Below are 13,912 nucleotides of genomic sequence, written 5' to 3'. Positions count from 1 at the left end.
CCAGGAGCTGGACGCGCCCCCGCGAATGCGCGGCCCGCGGCCCCTTCCTGGTTACTGTGCATTCCCTTGACGGAAAGAAACTTCCTGGATATTGGTGACTCCTCGGAAGTTTCCTTCAGCGGTTCTCCTCTGGAAGGAGCGCACGTGCACGACACCAGCACGGGAAGCACGGGAAACACCGCACGGCCGTCCAGACGCGCCGTCCTCGCCGCGACCGCGGGCCTCACCGCCGCGCTGACCGTACCGGCGACCGCCCGCGCCGCCACCCGCGGCACCCCCGGCGAACACCGCCTGCGCGCCCTGATCTCCGGGATGACACTGGAGGAGAAGGTCGGCCAGCTCTTCGTGATGCGGGTCTACGGCCACTCCGCCACCGCCCCCGACCAGGCGGACATCGACGCCAACCTCAAGGAGATCGGGGTCCGCACCGCCGCCGAGCTGATCGCGAAGTACCGGGTCGGCGGGATCATCTACTTCGCCTGGGCGCACAACACCCGCGACCCGCACCAGATCGCCGACCTGTCCAACGGCATCCAGCGGGCCTCGCTCGACCAGCCGCGCGGCCTGCCGGTGCTCATCGCCACCGACCAGGAGCACGGTGCGGTCTGCCGGGTCGGCAAGCCCGCCACCCTCTTCCCCGGCGCCATGGCGATCGGCGCGGGCGGCTCGCGCGCCGACGCCCGGACCCTCGGCCGGATCTCCGGTGCCGAACTGCGCGCGATGGGCATCAACCAGGACTACTCCCCCGACGCCGACGTGAACGTCAACCCGGCCAACCCGGTCATCGGCGTCCGCTCCTTCGGCGCCGACCCCGACGCGGTCGCGCGGCTGGTCGCCGCCGAGGTGAAGGGCTATCAGGCGGCCCAGGTCGCCGCGACCGCCAAGCACTTCCCGGGCCACGGCGACACCGCCGTCGACAGCCACTACGGCTTCCCGGTCATCACGCACAGCCGGGAGCTGTGGGAGCGGCTGGATGCCGTACCCTTCCGGGCCGCGATCGACGCCGGGATCGACTCGGTCATGACCGCGCACATCCAGTTCCCGGCCCTGGACGACTCCGGCGACCCGGCCACCCTCTCCCGGCCGATCCTCACCGGCATCCTGCGCGAGGAACTCGGCTACGACGGGGTGGTGATCACCGACTCCCTCGGCATGCAGGGCGTGCGCACGAAGTACGGCGACGACCGGGTGCCGGTGCTCGCGCTCAGGGCCGGTGTGGACCAGCTGCTCAACCCGCCGTCGCTGGACGTGGCCTGGCACGCGGTGCTCAAGGCCGTCCAGGAGGGCGAGCTGACCGAGGACCGGCTGGACGAATCGATCCTTCGCATCCTGCGCCTGAAGGCCCGGCGCGGCCTCTTCGACCACCCCTGGGCGAGCCGTGCGGGCGTCGACCGCACGGTCGGCACCAAGGCTCACCTGGCCACCGCCGACCGCATCGCCGAAAGCACCACCACCCTGCTGGTCAACGAGGACGACACCCTCCCTCTCGACCGCGGCAGGGAACGCAGGCTCCTGGTCGTCGGCGCCGACCCCGCCTCCCCCTCCGGCACCACCGGCCCGCCCACCGGCGTCCTGGCCGCCGCCCTCACCGAACTGGGCTTCACGGCCACGGCCCTGTCCACCGGCACCGCGCCCTCGGCCGCGACCATCGACAAGGCGGTCACCGCCGCGCGGGACGCGGACGCGGTGATCGTCGGCACCTACAACGTGACGGCGGGCAACGCCCAACGAACCCTGGTCGACCGCCTGCTGACGACGGGCAGGCCCGTGGTCGTGGTGGCGATCCGCAACCCGTACGACGTCGCACAGTTCCCCTCCGTCCGGGCCTGCCTGGCCACGTACTGCTGGACGGACGTCGAACTGCGCGCCGCCGCACGGGTGATCGCCGGCCGGGTCGCACCACGCGGCACGCTGCCCGTGCCGGTACAACGGGCGGACGACCCGGCGAAGGTGCTGTACCCGATCGGACACGGGCTGACGTACTAGCTGCCGCGAGCGCCTCTCCTCCGTACGGCCCACTCCCGGCTGCGGCGGATGCCAGGGCCGGCCGATCCTGACCGTGACGTGTGGTCGACGCCCACGCGCGACGGAGGAGGCGCCGTGACACTCCTGACCCGGATCCCGCTGGAGGGCGGGGGCTTCGTCCTGGTGGAGGCACCGGCCGGCATCGAGGGACCGGTGAAGGCCGGGCGCGCCGGGGGCCTCCTGCACGAGGCACCGCGGACTCTGCACGAGGCCCTGGAGCCGGTCACCCAGGCGGCACAGAGCGCCCTCGACCAGCTGCGCAAGGCCCGGCCCGACGAGATCACCGTCGAGTTCGGGGTGGACCTCGCGGTCGAGGCCGGGGCGGTGATCACCAAGGGCCGGGCCGCCTGCCATCTCCAGGTGACCATGTCCTGGCAGAGCGAGCATGGCTAGCACCGGGAGGAGGACGGAGGAAGGCCTGCCGTCGGATCTCCCGACGGCGGCGGCACAGCTCCTCGCGCCGGACGGGAGCGTGGCCGGGGCGGGTTTCCTCGTCGCCGAGGACCTTCTGGTCACGTGCGCGCATGTGGTCCGGGCGGCCGGAGCCGGGCCCGGGGAGCGGGTGCGGGTGGCCTTCCCCCGGGTGACGGGGGCACAGGAGCTGGAGGGAGAGGTCCTCTCCGATCCATGGCGCGCGCCCGAGGACGAGGATGCCGCCTTCGTCCGGCTGAGCGGTTCGCCGATGGGCGCGACAGTCCTGCCGCTGGGCTCCGCGGAGGGGTGCGAAGGCCATCGGGTCCGGTCGTTCGGGTTCCCGGCTCAGGCACCGCCGGCCGGGCACTCCGGCTACGGCCGGGCGGGTGACCTGCTGCCGGCCTCGGCGGACCGTGGCTTGCTCCTCCAGCTGACCGACGCCAACGACCTCACCACCGGCTTCAGCGGCGCGCCCGTCCTCGACCTGGAGACCGGCCTTGTCATCGGCATGCTCACCGAGATCACGGCACCCGACGCGTTCGCGCGGGGCCAGGGCATCGCGTACGTCACCCCGACAGAGGCCCTGCGGGAGATCCGCCCCGAGCTGACGGCGCAGGAGGTGTGCCCTTACCGGGGCCTGGAGCCGTTCACGGCGGAGCACGCGCGCTGGTTCGAGGGGCGGGGCGAGGCCGTACGCCAGGTCCTGGCGAACCTGTCCGGCGGGCGACGCCTGACCCTGCTGCTCGGTCCGTCCGGCTCGGGCAAGTCGTCGCTCATCCAGGCGGGTGTGCTGCGGGCGCTGGCGGAGGGAGCGGTGCCGGGAAGCGACCGGTGGGTACCGGTGCTGGTCCGGCCGAGGCAGGATCTGGCGGCCGAGATCGAGCGGGCGGGGCTGCCCGGGGCGGCGCGGGACGGGATCGCGGCGGCGGTCAGGCGCAGGCTGGGGAACGAGCCCGGCGGTGAGCGTGTGCTGCTGGTCATCGACCAGTTCGAGGAGTTCTTCACCGAGACCGCGGGAGGTCGGCTACGGCAGCGCACAGCCGCCGCCGACGAGCTCACCGCGCTGGCCGGCTCCCATATCCCCCTCAGCGTCCTCCTGGTCATGCGGGACGACTTCTATCCCCAGCTGGCCGCGCAGGCGCCGAGGGTGCTGGACGCGGCGATGCCGGGACTGCTCAATGTTCCGGGCGCTCTGAGCCAGGACAACCTGCACGCCATCATCACGCGGCCCGCCGAGGACGTGGGGCTGCGTTTCCAGCCAGGGCTGCCGGAACAGCTCATCGCCGACGTCCTCGCCACGAGCCCCGAGCCGGCCACGGCGCGGCAGGCGCCGGTCACCGTACTGCCTCTGCTGGAGCTGACGCTGAGCCAGCTGTGGGACCGGCGGACGGACGGCTTCCTCACCCACGACGCCTACCGGCGCATCGGGGCGGTCAGCGGCAGCCTGACGACGTGGTGCGACCGGGCGCTGGACGAGCTGTCTCCCGGCCGTCAGCAGATCGCGAGGCGCGTCCTCACCGCCCTGGTGCGCCCCGCGGACCCGAGCCGCCGTATCCCGCCCGTCCGCAAGCAGGCCCCGCTCGACGAGTTGCGCGACCTGGCGACCGGGCCGGACGACGCATCGGACGGCGACGTGGACGCGGTCATCTCCGCCCTGACCCGCCACCGCATCATCACCACGCAGACCCGGGGCCCGGAGCGCCGCGACGCCCCTCCGGGCGAACCGGTGGCCGAACTCATCCATGACGCGCTGATCCGTGACTGGGCCGCCCTCCGGGAGTGGGTCAGCCAGGACCGCCGCTTCCACGAGTGGCTCGACCGCACGCGCGAACGGCAGCAGAGGTGGGCGGAGAACCGTGACCCTGGCGACCTGCTCGCGGGGACGGCACTGGCGGAGGGCGTGGAGTGGTCCCGCCGCCGGGGCCTGCCCGACGACATCGCTGCCTTTCTCTCCGCAAGCCGGCAACGTCAGGAGGCCATCGCCCAGCGGCGCAGGCGCCTCATCACCGTGCTGGCGACGTTGCTGGTACTCGCGCTGCTTGCCGGTGCGGGGGCGGTCTGGCAGTGGCGGACGGCGGTCGATGAACGGCAGGCCGCCCTTTCCCGGCAGCTTGCCACCCAGTCCGACACGCTCATCGGCACGAACCCCGAGCTCGCCTCATTGCTGGCCGTCCAGGCATACCGCACCAGTCACACCGCCGAGTCCGTTGCCAGCCTGCGAACCGCCGCAGCACTCCCGCTGCATCGGCACCTGGTCGGCCGCACCGGAGCGGTGTGGGCGGCAGCGTTCAGCCCCGACGGACACACCCTGGCCACGGCCAACGACAACCACACCGTTCGCCTGTGGGACCTCGCCACCGGCAAGACCCGCACCACCCTCACCGGACACACGGACACGGTGTATGCGGTGGCGTTCAGCCCCGACGGACACGCCCTCGCCACCAGCAGCGCCGACGGCACCGCACGGCTGTGGAATCTGGCCACCGGCAAGACCCGCGCCACCCTGACCGGGCACAAGAGCTTCGTCTTCTCGCTGGCGTTCAGCCCCGACGGACACGCCCTCGCCACCAGCAGCGAAGATGGCACCGCGCGGCTGTGGGATGTGGCCACGGGCAAGGCGCGCACCACTCTGGGCGGCCACACCGGCGCGGTGTGGTCGGTGGCGTTCAGCCCCGACGGCCACACCCTTGCCACCGGCAGCGACGACCGCACCGCACGGCTGTGGGATGCGGCCACCGGCAAGACCCGCACCACCCTCACCGGACACACCGACGCCGTGAACGCGGTGGCGTTCAGCCCCGACGGACGCACCCTCGCCACCGGCAGCACCGACAACGTCGTGAAGTTGTGGAACATGGCCACGGGCAAGACCCGCACCACCCTGATCGGCCACAGCAACGCGGTGCTCTCGGTGGCGTTCAGCCCCGACGGACACACCCTCGCCACCGGCAGCAGCGACAAGACAGCACGCCTGTGGGACGTGTCCACCGGGACGCCCCGCACCACCCTCACCGGACACACCAACGTGGTCTTCTCGGTGGCCTTCAGCCCCGACGGACACACCCTCGCCACCGGCAGCCGCGACAAGACAACACGCCTGTGGGACGTGGTCGGCGGGACCCGTACCACCTTGACGGGACACAGCGGCATCGTGACTTCGGTGGCGTTCAGCCCCGACGGTCATACCCTCGCCACCGGCAGCAAGGACAAGACAGCACGTCTGTGGGACCTGGCCACCGGCAAGACCCGCACCACCCTCACCGGACACACCGACGCGGTGAGCTCGGTGGCGTTCAGCCCCGACGGCCGCACCCTCGCCACCGGCAGCGACGACGGCACCGCGCGGCTGTGGAATGTCAGCACCGGCAAGAGCCGCACCACCCTCACCGGACACACCAACGTGGTCTTCTCGGTGGCGTTCAGCCCCGACGGCCGCACCCTCGCCACCGGCAGCAGCGACGGCACCGCGCGGCTGTGGGATCTGGCCACCGGCAGGACCCGCACCACTCTGACCTACACCGACGCGGTGAGCTCGGCGGCGTTCAGCCCCGACGGCCGCACCCTCGCCACCGGCAGCATCGACGGCACCGCGCGGCTGTGGAATGTCAGCACCGGCAAGTCCCGCGCCACCCTCACCGGGCACAACGACGGGGTATGGTCGGTGGCGTTCAGCCCCGACGGACACACCGTCGCCACCGGCAGCATCGACCGCACCGTTCGCTTGTGGAATGCGGCCACCGGCAAGACCCGCACCACCCTGACCGGACACACGGACACGGTGTATGCGGTGGCGTTCAGCCCCGACGGCCGCACTCTCGCCACCGGCAGCTACGACGGCACCGCGCGGCTGTGGGATCTGGCCACCGGCAGGACCCGCGCCACTTTGGCCACCGACGTGAACGACGTCGTGAACGCAGTGGCGTTCAGCCCCGACGGCCGTACCCTCGCCACCGGAAACGGCGACAGAATCGCGCGGCTGTGGGCTGCCGTCCTCCTCGAACCCGCCACAGCCGTCCAGAAGATCTGTGGCGCCGTCAACCGCGACCTCAGCCGGGAGGAACGGGCCGCGTACCTGCCGGGCCAGTCAGTAGGCCACGTGTGTCCGACCCACCGTTAGCCACGACGGCGGGGCCGGCGACACCGCCCCGCCGTCGACAACTGTCGAACCGCCGCTACGGCCGCAACGCCGGCTCCCTCTCCACGTCCCGTACATCCAGCTTCGCGTCGTACTTCGCCAGCGGCTTGCCCTGGGAGACGGCGGACGGGGAAGCGCCCGCCCACTTCAGGATGCGGGCCGTGGCCTGGGTCTTCTGGTCCGGGACCAGGCCCGCAACGTTCGCCCCGTGGTTCGCCCCCGGTGCCGTGAAGACGTAGGAGTCATGGGCGTCCTTGCCCAGGCGGAAGCGTTCCGAGCCCCAGGGGTCGTTCTGGCCGTAGACGAAGAGCATGTGCGTGGCGTGGTGGCGGACCCAGGTGTCCACGTCTCGCATCGCCTGCGGCTGGAAGAGCATCGGGATGGAGCGGGGCACGAAGTTGCGCGGCGGCTGGTAGCCGTAGCGGATCAGCTTGCCCTCGATGTGGGGGAAGTGGATCGTCGGGGCTCCCAGTTGGGTGGCCGCCTGGTAGTAGTACGGCGTGTACGTCTCCAGGCCCTGGTCGGTGTAGGCGGAGAAGCCGGAGATGGTGTCGACCGAGTTCCAGATCTCGTCGTCGGTCGCGGTTGTCGCGTTCGCCGGGATCGCATCGCAGTCCTTCAGCAGGCTGTACTGCCAGAAGCCCCAGACGTAGTCCAGGACGACCGCCTCGTACGCCTTGTCCAGGCTGCCGATGGTGGTGAAGGTGTAGCCCTTGTCGGCCGCGTACGCCTCGTACTTCTTCTCCAGCGGCTCACGGCGCACCAGCGCCTCGCGCTGTACGGCGTTCAGCCGGTCCCGGCACTCCTTGGTGCCGACCTGCGCGAAGAAGCGGTCGTACGCCGAGTCCTCGTTGTTCACCACGTCGTTGGGGGCGACGTACGCCACCACGCCGTCCATGTCGCGCGGGTAGAAGCGCTCGTAGTAGGTGGCCGTCATGCCGCCCTTGGAGCCGCCGGTGGCCAGCCAGTTGGCGGAGTAGACCTTCTTCAGCGCCTGGTACACGCGGTGCTGGTCGCTGGCCGCCTGCCAGATGTCGAGCTTGGTCCAGTCGGCCGGGGCGGGGCGGGACGGGGTGAAGAAGCGGTACTCCAGGGAGACCTGGTTGCCGTCCACGATCTGGGTGGGCTCGCGGCGCGAGGGGGTCGTGGAGACGTTGTAGCCGCTGGTGTAGAAGACCGTCGGGCGGGTGGTGTCCTTGTGCAGCACGGTGATGCGCTGCTGGAAGGTGCCCCGGTCCGGGTGGCGGTGGTCGATCGGCTGGGTGTAGTTCAGGACGAAGTAGCGGTAGCCGGGGTACGGCTTCTCCTGGATCAGGCTCATGCCGGGTATCGACAGGAGCCGGTCCTTGATGTCGGTGGGCTCGGACTCGGCGGCGGTGGCCGCGCCGGCCGCCGTGCTCAGCGTGCCTATGAGCACCGTGAGCGCCAGCAGCCATCTGAGCGCCTTGCGCATGCGCACTCTCCCCTGTGAGACAGATGTGCGCCGGAAGCTATCCCAGCAACTGCTGTCCCACCAGAGGGAATTGAGTACTCCGAGTCACAAACCCGATTCTCGGGCCGCGCTCAGCACAGGATCCAGCCGGAGCTGACCGAATAACGGCCCACCGCGCCCTTGATCCACACACAGCGGTGGCCGGCGTGCACGGTCACCGGGCCGGCGTGGTGCCGGTAGCGGCCCTTGTCGACGACCGGCCGGTTGCCGCGAGCCTGCACGCTGACCGACATGGTCTGGACGGAGCCGGGGTGTCTGGCGACGGTGACGGCACAGACGTAGCCGTTGTGCTTGTAGACGTGGGTGACGCCGGTTCTGAACGGCAGAGTCCGCACCTCGCGCCCGGCGCAGCCACCGGCCTGGCCGGCGGCGGCGGTACCCGCCGCCGTGAACGCGAGCGCCCCGGACGCGGCCAGCACGGCCGCCCCGAGCGCCAGCCGCCGGCGTATCGCACCTCTGTCCACTGTCGTCCTCCCCGTACCGCGGTTACACCCCCGTGACCGTACTGATGTACGGACGCACACGTGTGCCGGATGGTTGCACGACCGTCAGCGGTACGCGTCAGCCGGGGGCTCACCGGGACGCGCCGACCGGCTCCTCCGGCTCGGACGCGCCGACGAAGGTCCGCCACAGCTCGGCGTACCGGCCGCCGCGGGCCAGCAGCTCCTCGTGGGTGCCGTCCTCGGCGACCCGCCCGTCGTCCATGACCACCACCCGGTCCGCGCGGGCGGCGGTGGTCAGGCGGTGGGCGACCACCAGGGTCGTACGCCGGCCCGCCAGGCGGTCGGTGGCCTGGTTGACCTGAGCCTCGGTGGCCAGGTCCAGCGCGGCCGTGGCCTCGTCCAGGAGCAGGATGTCCGGGTCGACCAGTTCGGCGCGGGCCAGGGCGATCAGCTGGCGCTGACCCGCCGAGAGGTTGCGGCCGCGCTCGGCGACCTCGTGCAGATAGCCGCCCTCCAGCGTGGCGATCATCTCGTGCGCGCCGACCGCGCGGGCCGCCGCCTCCACCTCGGCGTCGGTGGCGTCCGGCCGGCCGTAGGCGATGGCGTCACGGATGGTGCCCGGGAAGAGGTACGCCTCCTGCGGCACGACCCCGAGCCGGTGCCGGTACGAGGTGAGGTCCAGGGCGCGCAGGTCCGTGCCGTCGACCGTGACCCGGCCGGCGGTCGGGTCGTAGAACCGGGCGACCAGCTTGACGAGGGTCGACTTGCCGGCGCCCGTCTCGCCGACGAAGGCGACCGTCTGCCCGGCCGGGATCGTCAGGTCGATGCCCGTGAGGGCCTCCTCGGCCTCGTCGGCGGACCCGTAGGCGAAGTGCACGTCCTCGAAGGCGATGTCCCCGCGCAGGGACAGCACCTCCAGGGGTTCGTCGGCGGACTTCGTGGACGTCGGCTCGCGCAGCAGCTCCTGGATGCGGCCCAGCGAGACCGTGGCCTGCTGGTAGCCGTCGAAGACCTGGGAGAGCTGCTGGACGGGCGCGAAGAACAGGTCGATGTAGAGCAGGTAGGCCACCAGCGCGCCGGTGGTGAGGGTGGCCGCCTCCACCCGGCCCGCGCCCGCGATCAGCACGGCCGCCGCGGCGACCGAGGACAGCAGCTGCACGAACGGGAAGTAGACGGATATCAGCCACTGGCCGCGGATCCGGGCGCGCCGGTAGCTGTCGCTGCGCTCGGCGAACCGCCGCCCGCCGTCCCGCTCCCGCCGGAAGGCCTGCACGATCCGCAGCCCGGCCACGGTCTCCTGGAGGTCGGCGTTCACCGACGACACCCGCTCGCGGGCGAGCTCGTACGCCTTCACGCTCGCCCGGCGGAAGAAGAAGGTGGCCACGATCAGCGGGGGCAGGGTGGCGAAGACGACCAGGGCGAGCTGCACGTCGAGGACCAGCAGGGCGGCCATGATGCCGAAGAAGGTGACCACCGAGACGAACGCCGTGACCAGGCCGGTCTGGAGGAAGGTGGACAGGGCGTCGACGTCCGTGGTCATCCGGGTCATGATCCGGCCGGTCAGCTCGCGCTCGTAGTAGTCCAGGCCGAGCCGCTGGAGCTGGGCGAAGATCTTCAGCCGCAGCGCGTACAGCACCCGCTCGCCGGTACGGCCGGTCATCCGGGTCTCGCCGATCTGCGCGGCCCACTGGACGACGACGGTCAGCAGGCCGAGCAGGGCCGCCGCCCAGACCGCGCCGAGCGCCATCCTGGACACGCCGGAGTCGATGCCGTGCCGGATCAGCACCGGCAGCAGCAGGCCGGCGCCCGCGTCCACGGCGACCAGCAGCAGGCTGACCAGCAGCGGGAGCCCGAAGCCGCGCAGCAGCCGGCGCAGGCCGTAGGAGTCCTCGGGGCGGACCGCCCGGCCCTCGTCGACGTCCGGGGTGTCGGTGGCCGGGGGCAGCGCCTCCACCTGGGCGAGGAGTTCCGGGGTGACCGGGGTGCCGGTCAGGGCTGTGTCCTCGGCGTTCTTGCGTGCGCGGTCGCCGGTCCACAGCCGGGGGGTCACGCCCCGCTCGGCGTCGAACTCGGCGTCCAGCTCGTCCCGGACGGAGGTGTCCTCACACGGCTCGGCCGGGCGGGCGTGGCCCGGGGAGACCCCGCCCAGCTCGTCCGGGTCGGTGAGCAGACGGCGGTAGAGGGCCGAGCGCCGCTGGAGCTCCTCGTGAGTGCCGACGTCGGCGAGCCGGCCGCCGTCCAGGACGGCGATGCGGTCGGCGAGGTTGAGGGTGGAGCGGCGGTGCGCGATGAGCAGGGTCGTACGGCCCTGCATGACCTGCTTCAGCGCCTCGTGGATCTCGTGCTCCACACGGGCGTCCACGGCCGAGGTGGCGTCGTCCAGGACCAGCAGGCGCGGGTCGGTCAACAGGGCGCGGGCGAGCGCGATGCGCTGGCGCTGGCCGCCGGAGAGGGTGAGGCCGTGCTCGCCGACCTTGGTGTCGTAGCCCTCGGGCAGCTCGGCGATGAAACGATCCGCCTGGGCGGCGCGGGCGGCGGCCTCGATCTCCTCCTGCGTGGCGTCCGGGCGGCCGTAGGCGATGTTGCTGCGGACGGTGTCGGAGAAGAGGAACGAATCCTCGGGGACCAGTCCGATCGCGGCCCGCAGCGAGTCGAGGGTCAGCTCGCGCACGTCGTGGCCGCCGACCAGGACGGCGCCGTGCGTGACGTCGTAGAAGCGCGGCAGGAGCAGGGAGAGGGTGGACTTGCCGGAGCCGGAGGAGCCGACGACGGCGAGGGTCTCGCCGGGCCGGATCTCGAAGCTGAGCCCGTCGAGGACCTGGGAGCCGCTGTCGTACGCGAAGGACACGTCGTCGAACTCGACGGTCGCGGGCGCGTCGGCGGGCAGCTCCTTGGTGCCGTCCCTCAGGGTCGGCTCGGTGTCGATCAGCTCCAGGACGCGCTCGGTGCCGGCGCGGGCCTGCTGGCCGACCGTGAGGACCACCGCGAGCATCCGGACCGGGCCGACCAGCTGGGCGAGGTAGGTGGAGAAGGCCACGAAGGTGCCGAGCGTGATGTGCCCGCGCACGGCGAGCCAGCCACCGACGGCCAGCATGGCGACCTGGCCGAGCGCCGGGACGGCCTGGAGCGCCGGGGTGTACCTGCTGTTGAGGCGGATCGTGCGCAGACGGCCCGCGAAGAGGCGGCGGCCGACCTGGCGCAGCTTGTCCGTCTCCTGGTCCTCCTGCCCGAAGCCCTTCACCACGCGGACGCCGCTCACCGCGCCGTCGACCACGCCGGCCACGGCGGCGGCCTGCGCCTGGGCGTACCAGGTGGCGGGGTGCAGCCTGCTGCGGCTGCGCTTGGCGATCCAGCCGAGGGCGGGCGCGACGGCCAGGGCGACCAGGGTCAGCGGCGGCGACAGCCACGCCATGATCCCCAGGGAGATCAGGAAGAGCAGGACGTTCCCGATGGTCATCGGGAGCATGAAGAGCAGGCCCTGGATCAGCTGGAGGTCGCTGGTGGCCCGGCCGACGACCTGCCCCGTGGACAGCTCGTCCTGGCGGCGGCCGTCCAGCCGGGTGATCGTGCCGTACATCGCGGTCCGCAGGTCGTGCTGGACGTCCAGGGCGAGCCGGCCGCCGTAGAAGCGGCGGATGTAGGTGAGGGCGTAGACGAGGAGGGCCGCGGCCATGAGGGCGCCGGCCCAGGGGGCCATGGACCGGGTGTGGCCGCCGATCACGTCGTCGATGATCACCTTGGTGATCAGCGGGACGACGGCCATGACGGCCATGCCGGCCAGGGAAGAGCCGAGGGCCAGGACCACGTCCTTCGGATACCGCCAGGCGTAGCTCGCCAGGCGTCGTGCCCATCCCCGTTGCGCTGCCACGCCGGTGCCCTCCTGTTTTCCGCCCTGCTCTACCGGAAGGCACCAACGCGTTCAGGGTGCGATTTCATCCCGCCGTAACACTCGCCGGGTGCGGTGGTTCGGCGGCCGCGGTGAGTGGTGGCCGGTCGCGCCCGCGCGGCGCAGCCGCACGTCGATACAGCCCCGCACCCCTTGGCCGGCCGCCCACGCGGAGTCAGACCCGTACCCGGAGGTCATGGAACCGGGTCGTCTGGGCGGGCTTCTGGTGGTCGTCGCTCACCAGGAGAATCTTCAGGCGGCCGGTGTGTGGTCACGCCCGGTGACCGTCATCCCCTCGATGTTGGCCGGCAGGGGGTTCGGCTGGGGCTGCTTGGCCGTGGCGTCCAGGGACGGGAAGCGGTCGATCGACACGGTGGACGGACAGGCGTTGCGCGCGGCGGTGGTGCCGGCGGGCCCGGCGGCGGTCAGGCAGGTGGCCGCCGCCGGGCAGGCGGTGAGGGTGGTGAGTACGGTTCTCGGGCGCATGGGCGTCACCGAAGAACCGGTCGGTGACGCCCGGGAGACCGTCTCGTGAAGCGTCAGCCCTGCGGCGGCACGGCCACGAACGCCTCGCGCGGCCGGCTGGTCGGGGCGTAGCGGGTGATGCCGGTGGTGGTCGGCACCAGGTCCTTGTGGATCGCCTTGGCGACGTTCTGGATGGTGGTCACGCCGTAGCTCATGGTGCTGTTGTCCTGCGTCAGCACGGTGATCATGTAGTCGTGGCCGGCGCCGTTGAAGGTGCCCAGGCTGTGCACGCGCCAGCCGTGCGTGGAGCGCTGGAGCCAGCCGTTCTTGACGTGCACGGCGACGGAGGAGGGCGCGCCGGCCGGGGTGCCCCAGCGCTGCGAGGAGACGACCTGGCCCATCAGCTTCAGGATGTAGGCGCGGGCGTTGTCGCTCAGCACGCTGTTCTTGGCGGTGATGAGCTTGAGGAGCTTCTGCTCGTCGGTGACGTTCTCCTGGGTCAGGCCCCAGTAGCCGTTCGCGCCCGGCACGGTCTTGGTCATGCCGGCGGCGGCCAGGAAGCCCTTGATCTTCGTCATGCCCAGCTGCTTCCACAGCTTGCTGGTCGCGTCGTTGTCGGACTGGGTGATCATGGCCTTGGCGAGCGACTGCTCGGTGCTCGTCAGGTAGCGGTTGTGCTTCTTCGCGTCCCACAGCAGCGTGGCGAGCACGGTGACCTTGACGGTGCTGGCCGAGTCGTAGGCGCTGGTGGCGCGCAGCGTGCAGGTCGTCTTGGTGCTGCGGTCGTACAGGCCGACGGCGACGGTGCCCTTGCGGTTCGCCAGGGCGGCCGTGATGTCCTTCTTCAGCTTGTCGGCCAGGCCCGCCTGGGCGGACGTGCAGGTGACGGCGGGCGTGGTCGCGGCGGCCGGCGTGGCGGCGGTGACGGTCGGTATGAGCACCGCGGCGCTGACGGCGGCCGCGAGCGCACCGGCCCGACTGAATGTCCGGTAAGTCATGGAAAGTTCCCCTTGAACGTCGTACGGGCGTCCCCCTGAACGCCGTTGCGCGCA

The 13,912-nt window shown here is 71.7% G+C and carries 7 protein-coding genes and 1 pseudogene; 3 read left to right on the top strand and 5 right to left on the bottom strand.

Going from position 1 to position 13,912, the window contains the following annotated elements; genetic code table 11:
• Positions 1–144 precede the first annotated feature (144 nt).
• The 3 genes from ACZ7DL_RS18120 (at position 145) to ACZ7DL_RS18110 (ending at position 6,556) form a co-directional block, all read left to right on the top strand.
• Complete coding sequence (locus ACZ7DL_RS18120; RefSeq protein WP_470775148.1) at positions 145–1,986, top strand: glycoside hydrolase family 3 protein; 1,842 nt, start codon at positions 145–147, stop codon at positions 1,984–1,986.
• Between the two features lie 114 nt (positions 1,987–2,100).
• Complete coding sequence (locus ACZ7DL_RS18115) at positions 2,101–2,418, top strand: CU044_2847 family protein (RefSeq protein WP_470775147.1); 318 nt, start codon at positions 2,101–2,103, stop codon at positions 2,416–2,418.
• Entirely contained in the window at positions 2,411–6,556 is a 4,146-nt protein-coding gene (locus tag ACZ7DL_RS18110; protein ID WP_470775146.1) for an nSTAND1 domain-containing NTPase, read from the top strand. The genes ACZ7DL_RS18115 and ACZ7DL_RS18110 overlap by 8 nt, the downstream gene beginning before the upstream one ends.
• Positions 6,557–6,611: 55 nt before the next feature.
• Here the strand turns inward: ACZ7DL_RS18110 and ACZ7DL_RS18105 are convergent, their stop codons facing one another.
• The 5 genes and pseudogenes from ACZ7DL_RS18105 to ACZ7DL_RS18085 all read right to left on the bottom strand — a co-directional run bounded on the left by ACZ7DL_RS18105 (position 6,612) and on the right by ACZ7DL_RS18085 (position 13,858).
• Positions 6,612–8,027, bottom strand: a complete 1,416-nt coding sequence (locus ACZ7DL_RS18105) for a S28 family serine protease (protein ID WP_470775145.1) — start codon at positions 8,025–8,027, stop codon at positions 6,612–6,614.
• A 110-nt stretch (positions 8,028–8,137) separates the two neighbouring features.
• A complete protein-coding gene (locus ACZ7DL_RS18100) occupies positions 8,138–8,530 on the bottom strand; it encodes a hypothetical protein (RefSeq protein ID WP_470775144.1) in 393 nt (130 codons plus the stop codon).
• A 109-nt stretch (positions 8,531–8,639) separates the two neighbouring features.
• Positions 8,640–12,377 carry an ABC transporter ATP-binding protein gene (locus ACZ7DL_RS18095; RefSeq protein WP_470775143.1) on the bottom strand — a complete coding sequence of 1,246 codons (3,738 nt, stop codon included), beginning with the start codon at positions 12,375–12,377 and terminating at the stop codon, positions 8,640–8,642.
• A gap of 193 nt (positions 12,378–12,570) precedes the next feature.
• Positions 12,571–12,749, bottom strand: a pseudogene (locus tag ACZ7DL_RS18090) (esterase-like activity of phytase family protein); the annotation flags it as partial.
• Positions 12,750–12,934: 185 nt separating this feature from the next.
• Positions 12,935–13,858 carry a serine hydrolase gene (locus ACZ7DL_RS18085; RefSeq protein ID WP_470775142.1) on the bottom strand — a complete coding sequence of 308 codons (924 nt, stop codon included), beginning with the start codon at positions 13,856–13,858 and terminating at the stop codon, positions 12,935–12,937.
• Between the last annotated feature and the right edge of the window lie 54 nt (positions 13,859–13,912).

This window comes from Streptomyces sp. NPDC036984 (genome assembly GCF_055607665.1).
This window is presented reverse-complemented; position numbering and strand designations above follow the sequence as displayed.